Genomic DNA, 12559 nt, shown 5'->3' with positions numbered 1-12559 from the left:
GATCGGTCTCCTCAGAATTCCTGCCAGTCGTCCTGGTCGTCGGCCATGGCCAGCGCGGTATTGCCGGCCACCGGCGGGGGTGCCTTTTTCACGGCAGCGGGGCGCACGGCTGCGGGGTGCGCAGGTGCCGGTTTCGCCCCAGCCACCTTTGCTGCGGGCTTTGCCGCCGCGGCTTTTGGTTCGGTTGTCACCAGTTTCGGTGCCGGGCGCGGCGCCGGCGCAGTGGCCGGCGCATCGCCGGTGCGGAAGAAGGCGACCAGCTCGGCGAGCTCGCCGGCCTGCCCCGACAGCGCCTGGGCGGCCGCCGAGGTCTCTTCCACCAATGCACCGTTGCGCTGGGTCATCTCGTCCATGCTGGCGACCGCGGTATTGACCTGCTCGAGGCCGGTGGCCTGCTCGCGCGAGGCTGCGGCGATCTCGGCGACGATATCGGCCACTTTCTTTACTGCGCCGACGATCTCGGTCAGCGAGGCACCGGTCTGGTTGACCAGCTGGGCCCCGGTCTTGACCTGGGCATTGGATTCGCTGATCAGGCCCTTGATGTCCTTGGACGCATTGGCCGAACGCTGCGCCAGCGCACGGACTTCCTGGGCGACCACGGCAAAGCCCTTGCCGGCCTCGCCGGCACGGGCGGCCTCGACCGAGGCATTGAGCGCCAGCAGGTTGGTCTGGAAGGCGATCTCGTCGATCAGCGACACGATGTCGGAAATCTTCTGCGCGCTGCCCTCGATGCGGCTGACGGCACTGACCGCGTCGGCCACCACGCTGCCACCCTTTTCCGCCGTGTCACGCGCCACCGTCGCCAGCTGGCTGGCGGCCTGGGCGTTGTCGGCGTTCTGTTTCACGGTCGCGGTGATCTCGTGCATCGACGCCGCCGTCTCTTCGATGCTGGCGGCCTGCGATTCCGTGCGGCTGGCCAGATCCTGGCTGCCGGACGAAATCTCGCCCGAGGCATCGCGTACGGCTGACGCACTGCCACGCAGGCGGCCGGCGAAATCCTTCAGCGTATCGGCCATGCGGTTGACGCCGGCCTTCAGCTCGCCGAACACGCCGGCATAATCGCCCGCGACCTGGCGGGTGACATCGCCGTCGGCCAGCGCGCCGGTGATGGTGGCCAGCTCGCCGGTCATCGCCTGCAGCATGCCGGCGAGGCCGTTCAGCCGCTGGCTCATGGTCAGCAGGAAGCCGTCCTTGCCGGCCTCGTCGAGCCGCGAGGCGAGATCGCCGGCAGCCATGCGGTCGCAGAGATCGGAAATCTCGGTGATCGCCGCACGCTCGCGCGCCTCTCGGGCCATGCGCTGCTCTTCCGCCACGCGGCGCTGCTCGGCGATATCGGCCTCGGCCTGGGCGCGGGCAACCATGTTGTCCTTGAAGACCTGCACAGTCCGCGCCATGGCGCCAATCTCGTCGCCGCGCTCGGCGCCGTCGACGGCGGTCTCGAGGTTGCCATCGGCCAGCTTGCGCATGGTGCCGGTGATGCGGGTGATCGGCCGGGTGATGGTGAGCACGGTGATCAGCACGGCAATCAGCAGCGCCAGCACGACCCCGGCGGCGGTTATCGCCATCATCATCGGCCGCTGTTCGTTATAGAAGGCGGTGAGCTGGCCGTTCATGTCGGTGACCAGCTTGCCGTTGCGCTCGCTGGCGGCGCTGAGCGCGGAGACCATGCGCTTGCGCATGCCGACGACGGTGTCGTCTTCGCCGACGGTCATCGCGGCGGCAACGCCTTCCTTGAGCGCGGTCGAGGCGACCATGCGGCGGGTGTTGAAATACGACAGCATCGGCGCCTTGACCTGCTCGGCGAAGCTCTGGCGCACGTCGGGCGGCAGCATGGCTTCCCAATACGTCATCTGCTTCTCGATGGCGGCGATGCTGTCGGCCATCGCGGCGGCATACTGGCTGATCTGCTCGGGGTTCTGCGCGGCATAGATGCCGCGGCTCTGCGCCTCGATCTGCGCCACCTGGCGGGCGACGCGCTCGCTCATCAGCGCGCGCTCGGTCAGGGCCGACATCTCGTTGGTGCGACCCTGGAAGCGGTCCATGGCGTAGATGCCCATCCAGCCGATGCCGGTGGTCAGGGCCGCCATCAGGATGATGACGACATAGATACGGGGGCCGATATTCAGCCGGGACAGGACGCGCATAGCCTTCTCCTGCGCCGGGTCAGCGCCGGCGCTTCGGGTGTGTCAGGTCGGATGGGATGCCCTGCAGAAAAGGCGCGCCGCCGGTATCTCTCGAGCGCGCCACAGGGTCGGTGGGAGACTTTCCCATGCCCGCGGGAAAGTGCCAAAGGGCCTGCAAGTCCAGATGGCAGAATGGTTATCGGCGATAAACCGTAGGCGGATAAATTGCAGTTTTCACATGCCAGCCATGCGATTAATGCATAATTCCGGTTGACAGCCTTAGTAGAAGGCCACCACCGCGGCTGCTGCATCTGGTGGGTCGCAGCCGTATCCCGGAGCATCGGCCTGCAAGTGGCGCGGACGGCCGGGCCTGCGCTAGGGTGCCGCCCGTCTTTCCTCAGCACCCCGTCTTTCCTCATCAAGCGAGTGTTCCATGTCTCCCATCCGCCTCGGCATCATCGGTTACGGCATCATGGGCGAGCGCCTGCTGCGCGCCGCGCTGAATCACGACCCGGCCGTCGTTGCCGTCGCCGGCCTGTGGGATCCGTCCACCGAGGCGATGCAGCGGCTGGCGAAGGATCTGCCGCAGGTGCCGCGGCTCGCGTCGGCCGCGGCGGTGATCGCTGCCTGCGACTGCCTCTATATCGCCGCGCCGCCGGCCTTCCATCTGAATTACGCCCGCGCGGCCTTCGCGCAGAACCGTGCGGTGTTCTGCGAGAAGCCGCTCGCCGTCGATGTCGCCGAGGCCGAGGCCTTCGTGGCCGAAGCCGAGAAGAGCGGCGCGCGCGCCGCGGTGAATTTTCCCTTCGCCTCGATGGCCGGCGTTGCCCAGCTGCTGCGCTGGATCGATGACGGCATCACCGGTGCCGTGCAGAGCATCGAGATCGAGATCGCCTTCGCACACTGGCCGCGACCGTGGCAGATGGATGCGGCGGCCTGGCTCGATGCGCGGGCCCAGGGCGGCTTTGCCCGCGAGGTCGGCTCGCATTTCCTGTTCCTCGCCCGCCGCCTGTTCGGCGCGCTCACCCTGCAGCAGCACAGCGTCGCCTATCCGGAAGCCGGGCGCAGCGAGCGGGCGATCTCGGCGACACTGACGGCGGGGAAGATTCCGGTGACGCTGAAGGGCGGCGTCGGCACCACGGACAAGCCCGACCACAACACCTTCACCATCATCGGGCCGCAGGGCCGCATCCGCCTGCGCGACTGGGCGGTGGCCGAGCGGCTGGCCGCCGATGGCAGCTGGCAGGAAGCGCCCGACGCGATCCCGAACGAAACGGCGCGGCCGCTGACGCTGCGCGGCCAGCTCGACAAGGTCGCCGCGCTGACCGCCGGCCGCCCGGCCCCGGCCGGCCTGGCGCTGGCCACCTTGCGCGAGGCCGCCGAGGTGCAGCGGGTGGTCGAGACCATTCTGGCCGGCTGATCGCCGGCCAGGGTATTGGCGAGGACGGCGATTGCGGCGGCACAAAGGCCGGCGGATCGCTGAAAATCATTTCAAACCAGCAGGTTAGGTGCTATCGCGGGCAGCGCCCCTGCCGCGATATTGCCCCATTGTCTCCCGCTTTCCCGCCTTATTTGCCGGCCATCCTGTCCCTGCATCGGGCGACGGGTCGTTCCTCTCCGCCGTCCCGAAGCCAGACTCTACAGGCGGCGTCGCGCCGGAATTGATCCGGCCGTATTGCAGGGCGCCGCCACGGATAAGCAGTCTCCCGCACGCACAAGAGTTCTCTGGCGGGAAAACCAGACGGAGACACATCATGCTTTATTGGGCCCTGATATTCTTCATCCTCGCCATCGTCGCCGGCGTGTTCGGCTTCGGCGGCATCGCGGCGGCCTCGGCCAGCATCGCGCAGATTCTGTTTTTCATCTTCATCGCCGTTTTCGTGGTCAGCCTGATCGCCCATCTGGTGACCGGTCGGCGACCGCCGCTGGTCTGACGCCGGGGCGTTACGAAATCGGACGGTCCTCCCCAGACTTCAGGTCAGTGGACTCCGATGCGGCGCCGGCTGCCGCAGTCTGTTGAAGCCGGACTTTCTCATCTTCCCTTCCTTCCCCCCGCCTCGGCGGCTGCTTCGGCAGCCGCCATTTTTTTGTTATCGGGGCTGCTTCGGCAGCCGCCATTTTTTTCGCCGTGGTGTCGCCACGAGGCGCGCCAGCGCCGCGATGTCCTGCTCCAGCATCGCCAGCAGTTCGCCGGTGGCGGTGGTCTGCGGTGACGGCACAGCGGGCGTCGGCTGGGGCATCGGATCCTGTCCACGCAGCAACATCGCGAGGCTGCGCAATGCCGTGCGGCAGGCCTCGATGCGCTGTTCATCTGCCGTGGTCGTGGCCTTCGCCGCAAGGCAGCGGCGCAGGAAGGCAACATCGCTGTGCAGCCGCGCGGCCAGCGCCGCCAGCTGTTCGGCGCGGGCATGGTCGCCGCCCTCCCAGGGCGCGGCACGGCTGGCGGCGGTCAGATGCTGCAGCAGGCGGCGGCAGGCATCCAGCGGCCGCCGGCCGGCGGTGCCCTGCGGGTCTTCGCCTTCGAGCAGGCCGGCCAGCGCATCGAGCAGCCGCGCCGCGAGGGTTTCCGTCCGCCGCAGCGAGCCGGCCGGCAGCAGCAGCCATGCCACCGCCATACCGGTGCCGGCGCCCAGCGTGATCTCGGCCAGCCGCAGGGCGGCGGCGGCCAGCGGCGCGCCGTCACCATGGGGCGCCGCCGACAGCACGATGACGGCGGCGATCGGCGCGGTGCGATAGTCGGCGCGCCAGGCGACCAGCGCGGTCAGCGGCGCGAGCAGGGCCAGCAGCAGCCAGATTTCATGGACCTGCCAGCCTTCGATCATCCAGTGCCGGCCGGCCGCGACGACCATGGCCCAGGCGACGCCGGCCAGCGTGCCGGCAAAACGGCCGACGCCGGCCTGCATGGTGCCGCCGCGATGCGGCCGGCTGACCACCAGGGCGCTCAGTACCGCCCAGAAGGCCTCCGGCAGATGCAGCGCTGTTGCTGCGGCATAGGCCAGCAGCGCGGCAATGCTCATGCGCAGCGGATCGCGCCAGTCGATTTCCGCAGTGCCGGCAATCTGTGCGCGCAGGGCGGCGATCATTCCACGGCAGCCTCGTCCGCATCATCATCGGTCGCGCGCGGCAGCGCCGCGGCGAGGCGGTCGAGCAGCAGGGTGGCTTGGTGCAGCAGTTTCTGCTCAGCGGGCGTGAAGGTCGCGGCGATGGTCGCGGCCAGCGCGGCGCGGCGGCGGCGCAGCTCGGTGGTGAGCAATGCCGTGCCGGCCGGGGTCAGGGCGATCAGGCTGCGGCGGCGGTCGGTGCTGTCGGTGCGCCGCGCGATCAGGCGGCGTGCCTCGAGATCGGCCAGCAGGCGGGTCAGCGACTGCGGCTGGATGCCGAGGTCGGCGGCCAGCGCGGAGGCGGTCATGCCGCCGCCGCTGCGCCGCAGCCCGGCCAGAATCCCGAGCCGCGCCGGGCTGATGCCGTCCGCGGGCGCGGTCGCGCGCAGGCGACGGGCGAGCGCCGCCGTGCCGCGCTGCAGCCGGCCGGCGGTATCGTGAAGGGTGGCGGAACGGGTGTCGGCGACAGGCATAATACTAAGCTAGGCTTAGTATTATGCGGAGTCAAAGCCTTAAAACAATCACTGAATCAAAAGACCGGTAGAAACCCTGGCTCTGGCGGGCTGTCGCTCAGCGCCGGTTCATGGACCGATGCATGGCGATGTCGAAGGCGATCAGCGCCTCGCGGGCCGCCTGGGCAGCGCCATCGAGGGCCTGCACCGTCTTCGGCCGCACATAGGCGATGTCGAATTCGCCATCGGCGATGTCATAGAGAGAGACGAGATAGTCGTCGTTTTCCGCGATCCGTGCCGCGGCATCGATGGTCCAGTCATAGGCAGGCATGCAAGCACCTCATCGTCGGATGAACCGCCCCAACACCCCGGCCCCGATAGGACGCAGGAAATATGTCTGGAATTGGGCAAGTCAATGATCGTTTGCCGTCATGGTGATATTCGCTGCGGCGTTTCGATCCGTTCGCGACGCACGCCAAGGCCGATCAGTCGGGCGGGCAGGCGACGCAAAGGTGGAAAATTGGTCAGCAGCCAGAGCGGCAGCGGCAGGGACGGCGATGGCGCATCCGGGCTGCGTGACAGGATGTTGCGCACGATGAAATCCTGTGCCGCGATCTGGAAACGCTGCACGATCCGCACGGCAAGGCTGCGGCGATCCTGCACGCGCGCCGCAGCCGCATCGAGCTTCGCCATGTCGCCATCGCCGTCCTGGCGGTCGCGCAGCGCCGGCCACAGGATATTGGCAGCCGCCACTGCATCCTGCACGGCGAGATTGACGCCGACGCCGCCGACCGGCGACATCGCATGGGCTGCATCGCCGATGCACAGCAGGCCGGGCAGCGACCAGCGCCGCAGCCGGTTGATCTGCACGGTCAGCAGCTTCACGTCGTCCCAGCCGCGTAGCGCATCGACGCGGTCGGCGAGGAACGGCACCAGCGTGGCAATCGCCGTACGCAACGCCTCGAGGCCCTGGTCCTGCAGCGCCGGCAGGCTGCCCTTCGCGATGATCCAGGCGCACTGGAAATAGTCGCCACGGTTGATCAGCACCATGGCGCGGCCGCTGTCCATGCGGCCGAGCAGTTCCTCGGCGTCCCCGGCGCGGCGCGGCAAGCGGAACCACAGCACGTCGATCGGTGCACCGTATTCGTCGAGCGCCAGTTTGTTCGCAGCCCGGCCGTTCGCGCTCTGCATCATCCGGGCGCGCAGGGCGGAATCGCGGCCGTCGCAGGCGACCACGAGATCGGCATGGATCTCGTCTTTGTTGCCGTCAGGATCGCGGGTGGCGACACCGCAGATGCGGCCGGCATCGTCGCGCAGCAGGGCCTGCGCCTTGATACCCATGCGTAAGGAGAAGGCCGGATAGCGCCTGGCCTCGCGGGCGACGAAATCGAGGAAGTCCCATTGCGGCATGATGGCGATGTAGCGGCAGTGCACCGGCAGATGCGAGAAATCGGCGATCGCCACCGGCCTGCCGCCGACACGGCCGGTGAAGCGGGTGATCTTCTGGTGCGGCAGGCGCAGGAAGGCATCGAGCAGCCCGAGCTCGTGCATCAGCTCCAGTGTCGAACTGTGGATGGTGTCGCCGCGGAAGTCGCGGAAGAAGTCGGCATGCTTTTCCAGCACGGTGACGCGGATGCCGGCGCGCGCCAGCAGCAGGCCGAGCATCATGCCGGCGGGGCCACCGCCGGCGATCAGGCAGGTGCTGCGGGGGATGCTGTCCGGTGGGGTGCCGGGGGCCATGGCGTATCCTCCTGTTGCCGGGGACGGGCAGGCGCCGGACAGGAAAACATGAAAGCCGGCCGCAGCGGAATGGCCGCGATGGCGCGGTCCGGGCGGGATGGGCAACCGGGCTGCAATATATCCTTAAGGAGTTATCACCGGCTGTGAATACACCCTTTAATAGTCATTATGTACATACAAAATAGATAATTGTCGCGTTCTCTCCCTTCTAAAGGGAGGGAGGATATATGGTCTTCCCGTCAGGCAGTGTTCATCCGGAGGGGGCCGGGGGGCAGGAGCATATGCCGGTGGCGCGATTTGCCACTGCGGACCTGCCGCGGGGAGACCGTTTTGCCGCCTGGCAGCAGACCGTGGCGCCGCTGTTTGCGGTGCGACCCCTGAAACACCGGCCGCCGGGGGGCTTTTCCGCCGCGCTGACCGCCTATCACTTCGGCGCCTTCCTGCTCTGCCACAGCCGGGCCGATGCGGCGCGCTATCTGCGCTCGGACAGTCGCCGCCAGATCGATGACCTCGACCATTACCTGCTGCATCTGCCGCTGCAGCAGGGCGGTGCCTTCGGCGCCGGCGCGGCGCGGCGGCTGCGCCCGATGGATGTCGGCATCTGGGACATGGCGCTGCCGGCCGGCTTCCTCGCCGGTGCCGGCGAGGCGATCAGCCTGGTGGTGCCGCGGACGACACTGGCGCCGCTGCTGAAAGACCCGAACCGCCAGCATGGCCGGGTACTGCGCCGCGAGACACCGCTCGGCGCCATCCTCGCGCAGCATATGGTCGCCATCTACCTGGAGGCCTCGCGGTTCAGGCTGGCCGAAGCCTCGGCGCTGGCCACCGCGGCTATCAGCCTGATTGCCATCTGCCTGGGCTTCGCGCCGGATGCGACACTGCTGGTGCCCTCGCCGGCGCGGGAAAACCTGGCGCGCAGGATCCGGCAGTACATCGAACAGAACCTGCATCGCGAGACGCTGACGCCCGACACCATCGTCAGCGAGCTCTTCGTTTCGCGCAGCCAGCTCTACCGCCAGTTCGAGCGCCTCGGCGGCGTGCAGCATTACGTGCGCCAGCGCCGCCTGCGCCAGTGCCTGCTGGCGCTCTGCAATCCGCTGTATGCCGGCCAGCGCATCGCCGACATCGCCTACGAGCGCGGCTTCAGCGACGAGGCGCATTTCAGCCGCCTGTTCCGCGCCGCTTTCGGCATGTCGCCGCGGGCGGCCCGCAAGGCCGCCGCGCAGGGCGACGATGCGGTGCTGGCGGCGCTGGTGCCGAAGCCGGGCCCAGCCCAGGCCCAGAGACCGACACTGGCGGACCCGGCACCCTTCGCCCATTGGATCAGAGAATTGGCGATCGCCTGAACGCATACAAGAGTAGCAAAACCTCGTCCCGTCGCTTTGGGACGCGCGTCCATGTTTTCGGGACGGGCGTCCAGCGACGTCTTCGCCTGCTTGCGCTTTGATCTCCCGCAAGCGGATAGGTCGCGCAACAGATGCGTTCACTTAAGAGTGCAGCGCGCCGATCCGGAAGAGGCCTCGGGCCTCGCCGTGGCATGGGAGCGGATCGTGGCAAATCTGTCGCTGCACCACCTGATCGAAAGCATCGCCGGCGCTGTCGCCGCCGCGCAGGACAAGATCCAGCGCTTCCAGATCTCCGCCGTGCGGCAGTACTTCGACGACGACAACCGGCCGGTCAGCGTCGACGTGCGGCTGCCGTCGCTGGCGCATGACGCGGAAGAGGGCGACGAACGCCTGGTGCGGGTGCCGCTGCTGTCGCTGGTCGGTGCCCGGCTGCTGGCGGTCAAGGACCTCGAGATCAGTTTCGATATCGGCCTCGGCCCGATGGAGGACGGCCCCCCCGCACCGCCGCCATCGTCGCCACCGGCCGCTGCCGATGCGGCGGCGGCCGGCCTCTCTGCGTCTGGTCAGGCTGCCGCGGCCCCGCCCGCCGCCGGTCAGGCCGCTGCCGGTCAGGCGGCCACCGATCCGTCGGCCGGTAACGATCAGGGCACCGCCACACAGTGGCCGGCCGAAACCCACAAACCGCTCAGCGTCGATTTCGGCGCTTCCCGCAATCGTGACGGCGGGCCGATGGCCCGCATCACCCTCCGGGTCGAGAGTCAGCCGTCGTCGGAAGGCATGGCGCGGCTGATCCACCACCTCGACAAGTCCATCTAACCCAACCAAAGGAGTCTGTTCGATGCCGAATTTCTCAATGGCGGACCAGTTCCGCGGCCTGCCCATGGGCGACCTGATCGGAGGCCCGCTGACCGCGGCCTGCGATGCCCAGATCCGCCTCGCCAACGCCACCGCCGATTTCATCAAGGTGATCGGCTTCCTGCCGCCGGCGGCTCCGGCCCAGGGCGGCGTGGTCGATCCCAATGCCGTCGGCGACGTGCGCAACGTCACCTTCAAGTTCGACCGCCCGTCGCAGAGCAAGCTGCCCGATCCGGCCAACCCGGATGCGCCGCTGCCGATGGAGACGGTGGAACTGAGCGTGCCGCTGCTGGCGGTGGTCAAGGTGCCGAACCTGTCGATCAACAAGGTCGACATCACCTTCGACATGGAAGTGAAGAACTCCGAGGCTTCGAAGGAATCGACCGACATGCAGGCGGCGATGGAAGCCACGGCCAAGATCGGCTGGGGCCCCATCAGTGCCACGGTCAAGATCTCGGGCTCGGTCTCCTCGCACAAGGAGAACACCCGCTCGACCGACCAGTCGGCGAAGTACCACGTCGAGGTGCATGCCAGCGACGACGGCATGCCGGAAGGTCTCGCCCGCGTGCTCGACATGATCGCCACCTCGGTCGCGCCGAAGCAGATCACCCAGCACTGAGCCGTCGTCGTTGCGACGGCCGTAACGCGTAACCCCAACTGGTCCCAGGGTCCGGTTTTTCCGGGCCCGGCTTTTCCGGGAAGGTGCAGTCCATGTTCGACCTGACAGACGTCAGCTACGTGAAGCGCATCACGGTCGGCAGTACCGACCCGGAAAGGTTGTCGTCGGAAGCGGCGGTCCAGGCCGAGGCCGACCTGCTGAACAAATGCCTGGCGCCGACATCGCGCGGCAAGATCATCGGCATCGAAAAGAATTTCAGCCTGCTCAACATCGGTGAACACCAGGTGGTGCTGCAGGCAATGGTCTATCACATCGGCTTTGCGCGCAAACCCTACTGGCTCGAAGACGACGGGATGAAGTCATGACCATCCGCCGGCTGGAGGATTTCGCCCGCTCGGTCGCCGCCGCCGTCGGCCTCGCGCAGAAGCGCCCGCATGGGCCCGGCGCCGATGCGGCCAGCGACCCAGATGGGGCCGAGGCCCAGGTCACCGGGCTGGATGTCGATCTCGCCGCCACGGTGGAACAGATCGACAGCCGCCGGCACGGCGTGGCGCCGCCCGGCGTGAAGCCCGGCGCGCTGGCGCTGCGGATCGGACAGACCAGCCCGGGGCCCGGTGGCCTGCCGGGCGGCGCGCTGCGCCTGTCGATCGGCGTGCGCGGCGCGCATGGCGAGCAGATCGAAGTGCGGCTCGACGGAAAACTGCTCGGACACTACGGAACGCCCGGCCATGAAAAAGAATCCTGACAACACCCTGCTGCTTGTTCTCTCGGAGAAGGAGGCCGCCATCGTGCGCAACATCGTCGAAACCCCGCTCGCCGAACCCGGCGGCCGGATCCGCCTGGTCCTCGTGCTGGCGGCCGCCGTGCTGCTGGCCGGCTGCCTGGCAGTCGGGCTGTCCCACCCCGAACTGGTCCGCGCCATCGTGCGAACCGTGATGCTGCTGGTCCTGTGACCGGCATCCGACCGAAAAAGGAGATCACCATGACACGCCGTGTATCGATCCCGTTTGCCGCCGGCCTGCTGGCCCTGGCACTGACTTCGGCCCTGTCCGCCGCCGCCGCGGCCCAGCCCGCCGGCGAATATCGTGGCTCGTTCGACGACACCGGCGGCCGCCCGGTGCCGGTGCTGCTGCACATCGATGCCGGCAGGGCGATCGGCGATGCGGCGGGCAGCATCCGCTTCCAGGAGCCCTGGGCCTGCGGCTTCGACCTGCAGGTCGCCGGCGTGCAGGGCGAGGTCGCCACCTATTCCTTCACCAGGGCGGGGGCCGGCCGCTGCACGCCGTATACCCAGGGCTATGCGCGCATCCAGCCGGATGGCCTCGGCATCGATGTCCAGCTGCTGAAGAAAGACAACAGCGCCGGCCCCAGGATTTTCCTCAGTCCGGTGACCAGGGGCAACTGAAAGCTCCGCGGGCTGGAGATCGCTGCTCCGGTACCGCCGGGCGTTTTTCCACTGCACGGGCCGATCCACGGCATGGGGCTGCCTCCCTGCCGGCGGGCGGGGTCGTGCCTGCAAGAACGGAGATGCGTCATGTGTATCAGCAATTCGGTCGGCAATGGCGGCGTCAACACGCCCAATGACGTGCGCTGCGTGCAGCTGCTGCTCAACATGAACCGCGACCGCTGCGGGCTCGCGTCCGATCTGGTTGTCGACGGCCTGTGGGGGCCGGGCACGCGCAATGCACTCGGGACCTTCTGCAGCAGCATCGGTGCGCGCAGCGACACGCCGCTGACCGATGGCGACGAGACCCTGCTGGCGCTGCGCCGCGGCCTGCCGGCCGGGCTGATCCGCCAGAAGCTGTGGCTGATCATGACCAGCGCCGGCGCCACGCGGATCGACGGTTTCTTCGACGCCATCCTGGCGACGCTGGCGCGCTACCAGATCAACACGCCGCTGCGCATGGCGCATTTCCTCGCCCAGATCGCCCATGAGAGCGGCTGCCTGCGCTACACCGAGGAAATCGCCGACGGCAGTGCCTATAACGGCCGCGTCGATCTCGGCAACACCCAGCCGGGCGACGGGCCGCGCTTCAAGGGCCGCGGCCTGATCCAGCTGACCGGCCGGATCAACTACCGCGACTACGGCAAGGCCTGCGGCCGCGACTTCGAGAACCGCACCGATCCCCGCCTGGTGGCGACCGATCCCAACCTCGCGGTCGATGTCGCCGGCTGGTTCTGGAACAGCCGCAAGCTGAACGACCTCGCCGACCAGGACGACCTGCGCGAAATCACCCGGCGCATCAACGGCGGCTTCAACGGCCTCGATGATCGCGCCGCCTTCCTTGCGCGCGCCAAGTGGCTGCTGGTGGGCTGAGGCGCA

Annotated in this window: 15 protein-coding genes; 10 read left to right on the top strand and 5 right to left on the bottom strand. The window is 68.2% G+C overall.

The genetic code is table 11. From position 1 onward, the window contains the following. Positions 1 to 11: 11 nt before the first annotated feature. The gene (locus tag ACFOOQ_RS07945) at positions 12 to 2144 is read right to left on the bottom strand and encodes a methyl-accepting chemotaxis protein (protein ID WP_379724110.1); all 2133 of its coding nucleotides are present in this window, start codon (positions 2142 to 2144) and stop codon (positions 12 to 14) included. Positions 2145 to 2556: 412 nt separating this feature from the next. Here ACFOOQ_RS07945 and ACFOOQ_RS07940 point away from each other — a divergent pair, with 412 nt between their 5' ends. Continuing rightward, positions 2557 to 3543 carry a Gfo/Idh/MocA family protein gene (locus ACFOOQ_RS07940; protein ID WP_379724107.1) on the top strand — a complete coding sequence of 329 codons (987 nt, stop codon included), beginning with the start codon at positions 2557 to 2559 and terminating at the stop codon, positions 3541 to 3543. 334 nt (positions 3544 to 3877) lie between these two features. Next, the gene (locus ACFOOQ_RS07935) at positions 3878 to 4057 is read left to right on the top strand and encodes a DUF1328 domain-containing protein (RefSeq protein ID WP_379724104.1); all 180 of its coding nucleotides are present in this window, start codon (positions 3878 to 3880) and stop codon (positions 4055 to 4057) included. A 156-nt stretch (positions 4058 to 4213) separates the two neighbouring features. On the opposite strand, the gene ACFOOQ_RS07930 is transcribed toward ACFOOQ_RS07935, so the two are convergent. From ACFOOQ_RS07930 to ACFOOQ_RS07915, 4 genes are all read right to left on the bottom strand, one after another. After that, positions 4214 to 5206: an FUSC family protein gene (locus ACFOOQ_RS07930; RefSeq protein WP_379724101.1), complete on the bottom strand. Its 993-nt coding sequence runs from the start codon at positions 5204 to 5206 to the stop codon at positions 4214 to 4216. After that, on the bottom strand, positions 5203 to 5697 hold the full coding sequence (locus ACFOOQ_RS07925) for a MarR family winged helix-turn-helix transcriptional regulator (RefSeq protein ID WP_379724099.1): 495 nt from the start codon (positions 5695 to 5697) through the stop codon (positions 5203 to 5205). Before ACFOOQ_RS07925 ends, ACFOOQ_RS07930 begins: the two co-directional genes overlap by 4 nt. 97 nt (positions 5698 to 5794) lie before the next feature. Further along, on the bottom strand, positions 5795 to 6007 hold the full coding sequence (locus ACFOOQ_RS07920) for a hypothetical protein (protein ID WP_379724096.1): 213 nt from the start codon (positions 6005 to 6007) through the stop codon (positions 5795 to 5797). A 98-nt stretch (positions 6008 to 6105) separates the two neighbouring features. Next, on the bottom strand, positions 6106 to 7416 hold the full coding sequence (locus ACFOOQ_RS07915; protein ID WP_379724094.1) for an FAD-dependent oxidoreductase: 1311 nt from the start codon (positions 7414 to 7416) through the stop codon (positions 6106 to 6108). Between the two features lie 287 nt (positions 7417 to 7703). Here ACFOOQ_RS07915 and ACFOOQ_RS07910 point away from each other — a divergent pair, with 287 nt between their 5' ends. The 8 genes from ACFOOQ_RS07910 to ACFOOQ_RS07875 all read left to right on the top strand — a co-directional run bounded on the left by ACFOOQ_RS07910 (position 7704) and on the right by ACFOOQ_RS07875 (position 12553). After that, the gene (locus ACFOOQ_RS07910) at positions 7704 to 8762 is read left to right on the top strand and encodes a helix-turn-helix domain-containing protein (RefSeq protein WP_379724091.1); all 1059 of its coding nucleotides are present in this window, start codon (positions 7704 to 7706) and stop codon (positions 8760 to 8762) included. 147 nt (positions 8763 to 8909) lie between these two features. Then, positions 8910 to 9578: a DUF2589 domain-containing protein gene (locus tag ACFOOQ_RS07905; RefSeq protein WP_379724088.1), complete on the top strand. Its 669-nt coding sequence runs from the start codon at positions 8910 to 8912 to the stop codon at positions 9576 to 9578. Positions 9579 to 9600: 22 nt separating this feature from the next. After that, positions 9601 to 10236 (top strand): DUF2589 domain-containing protein, encoded by a 636-nt coding sequence (locus ACFOOQ_RS07900; protein ID WP_379724085.1) that lies wholly within the window; start codon positions 9601 to 9603, stop codon positions 10234 to 10236. A 92-nt stretch (positions 10237 to 10328) separates the two neighbouring features. Beyond that, positions 10329 to 10601: a hypothetical protein gene (locus ACFOOQ_RS07895; RefSeq protein ID WP_379724082.1), complete on the top strand. Its 273-nt coding sequence runs from the start codon at positions 10329 to 10331 to the stop codon at positions 10599 to 10601. Next, entirely contained in the window at positions 10598 to 10981 is a 384-nt protein-coding gene (locus ACFOOQ_RS07890; RefSeq protein ID WP_379724079.1) for a hypothetical protein, read from the top strand. The genes ACFOOQ_RS07895 and ACFOOQ_RS07890 overlap by 4 nt, the downstream gene beginning before the upstream one ends. After that, positions 10965 to 11189, top strand: coding sequence for a hypothetical protein (locus ACFOOQ_RS07885; protein WP_379724077.1), 225 nt, complete (start codon positions 10965 to 10967; stop codon positions 11187 to 11189). Before ACFOOQ_RS07890 ends, ACFOOQ_RS07885 begins: the two co-directional genes overlap by 17 nt. 29 nt (positions 11190 to 11218) lie before the next feature. Then, positions 11219 to 11641: a hypothetical protein gene (locus ACFOOQ_RS07880; protein ID WP_379724074.1), complete on the top strand. Its 423-nt coding sequence runs from the start codon at positions 11219 to 11221 to the stop codon at positions 11639 to 11641. Positions 11642 to 11770: 129 nt separating this feature from the next. Then, a complete protein-coding gene (locus tag ACFOOQ_RS07875) occupies positions 11771 to 12553 on the top strand; it encodes a glycoside hydrolase family 19 protein (RefSeq protein ID WP_379724071.1) in 783 nt (260 codons plus the stop codon). Positions 12554 to 12559: the final 6 nt, after the last annotated feature.

Source organism: Ferrovibrio xuzhouensis (assembly GCF_042648965.1).
Taxonomy (GTDB): domain Bacteria; phylum Pseudomonadota; class Alphaproteobacteria; order Ferrovibrionales; family Ferrovibrionaceae; genus Ferrovibrio; species Ferrovibrio xuzhouensis.
Note: the sequence above shows the minus strand (reverse complement) of the source record. Positions and strands in the feature narration are given on the sequence as shown.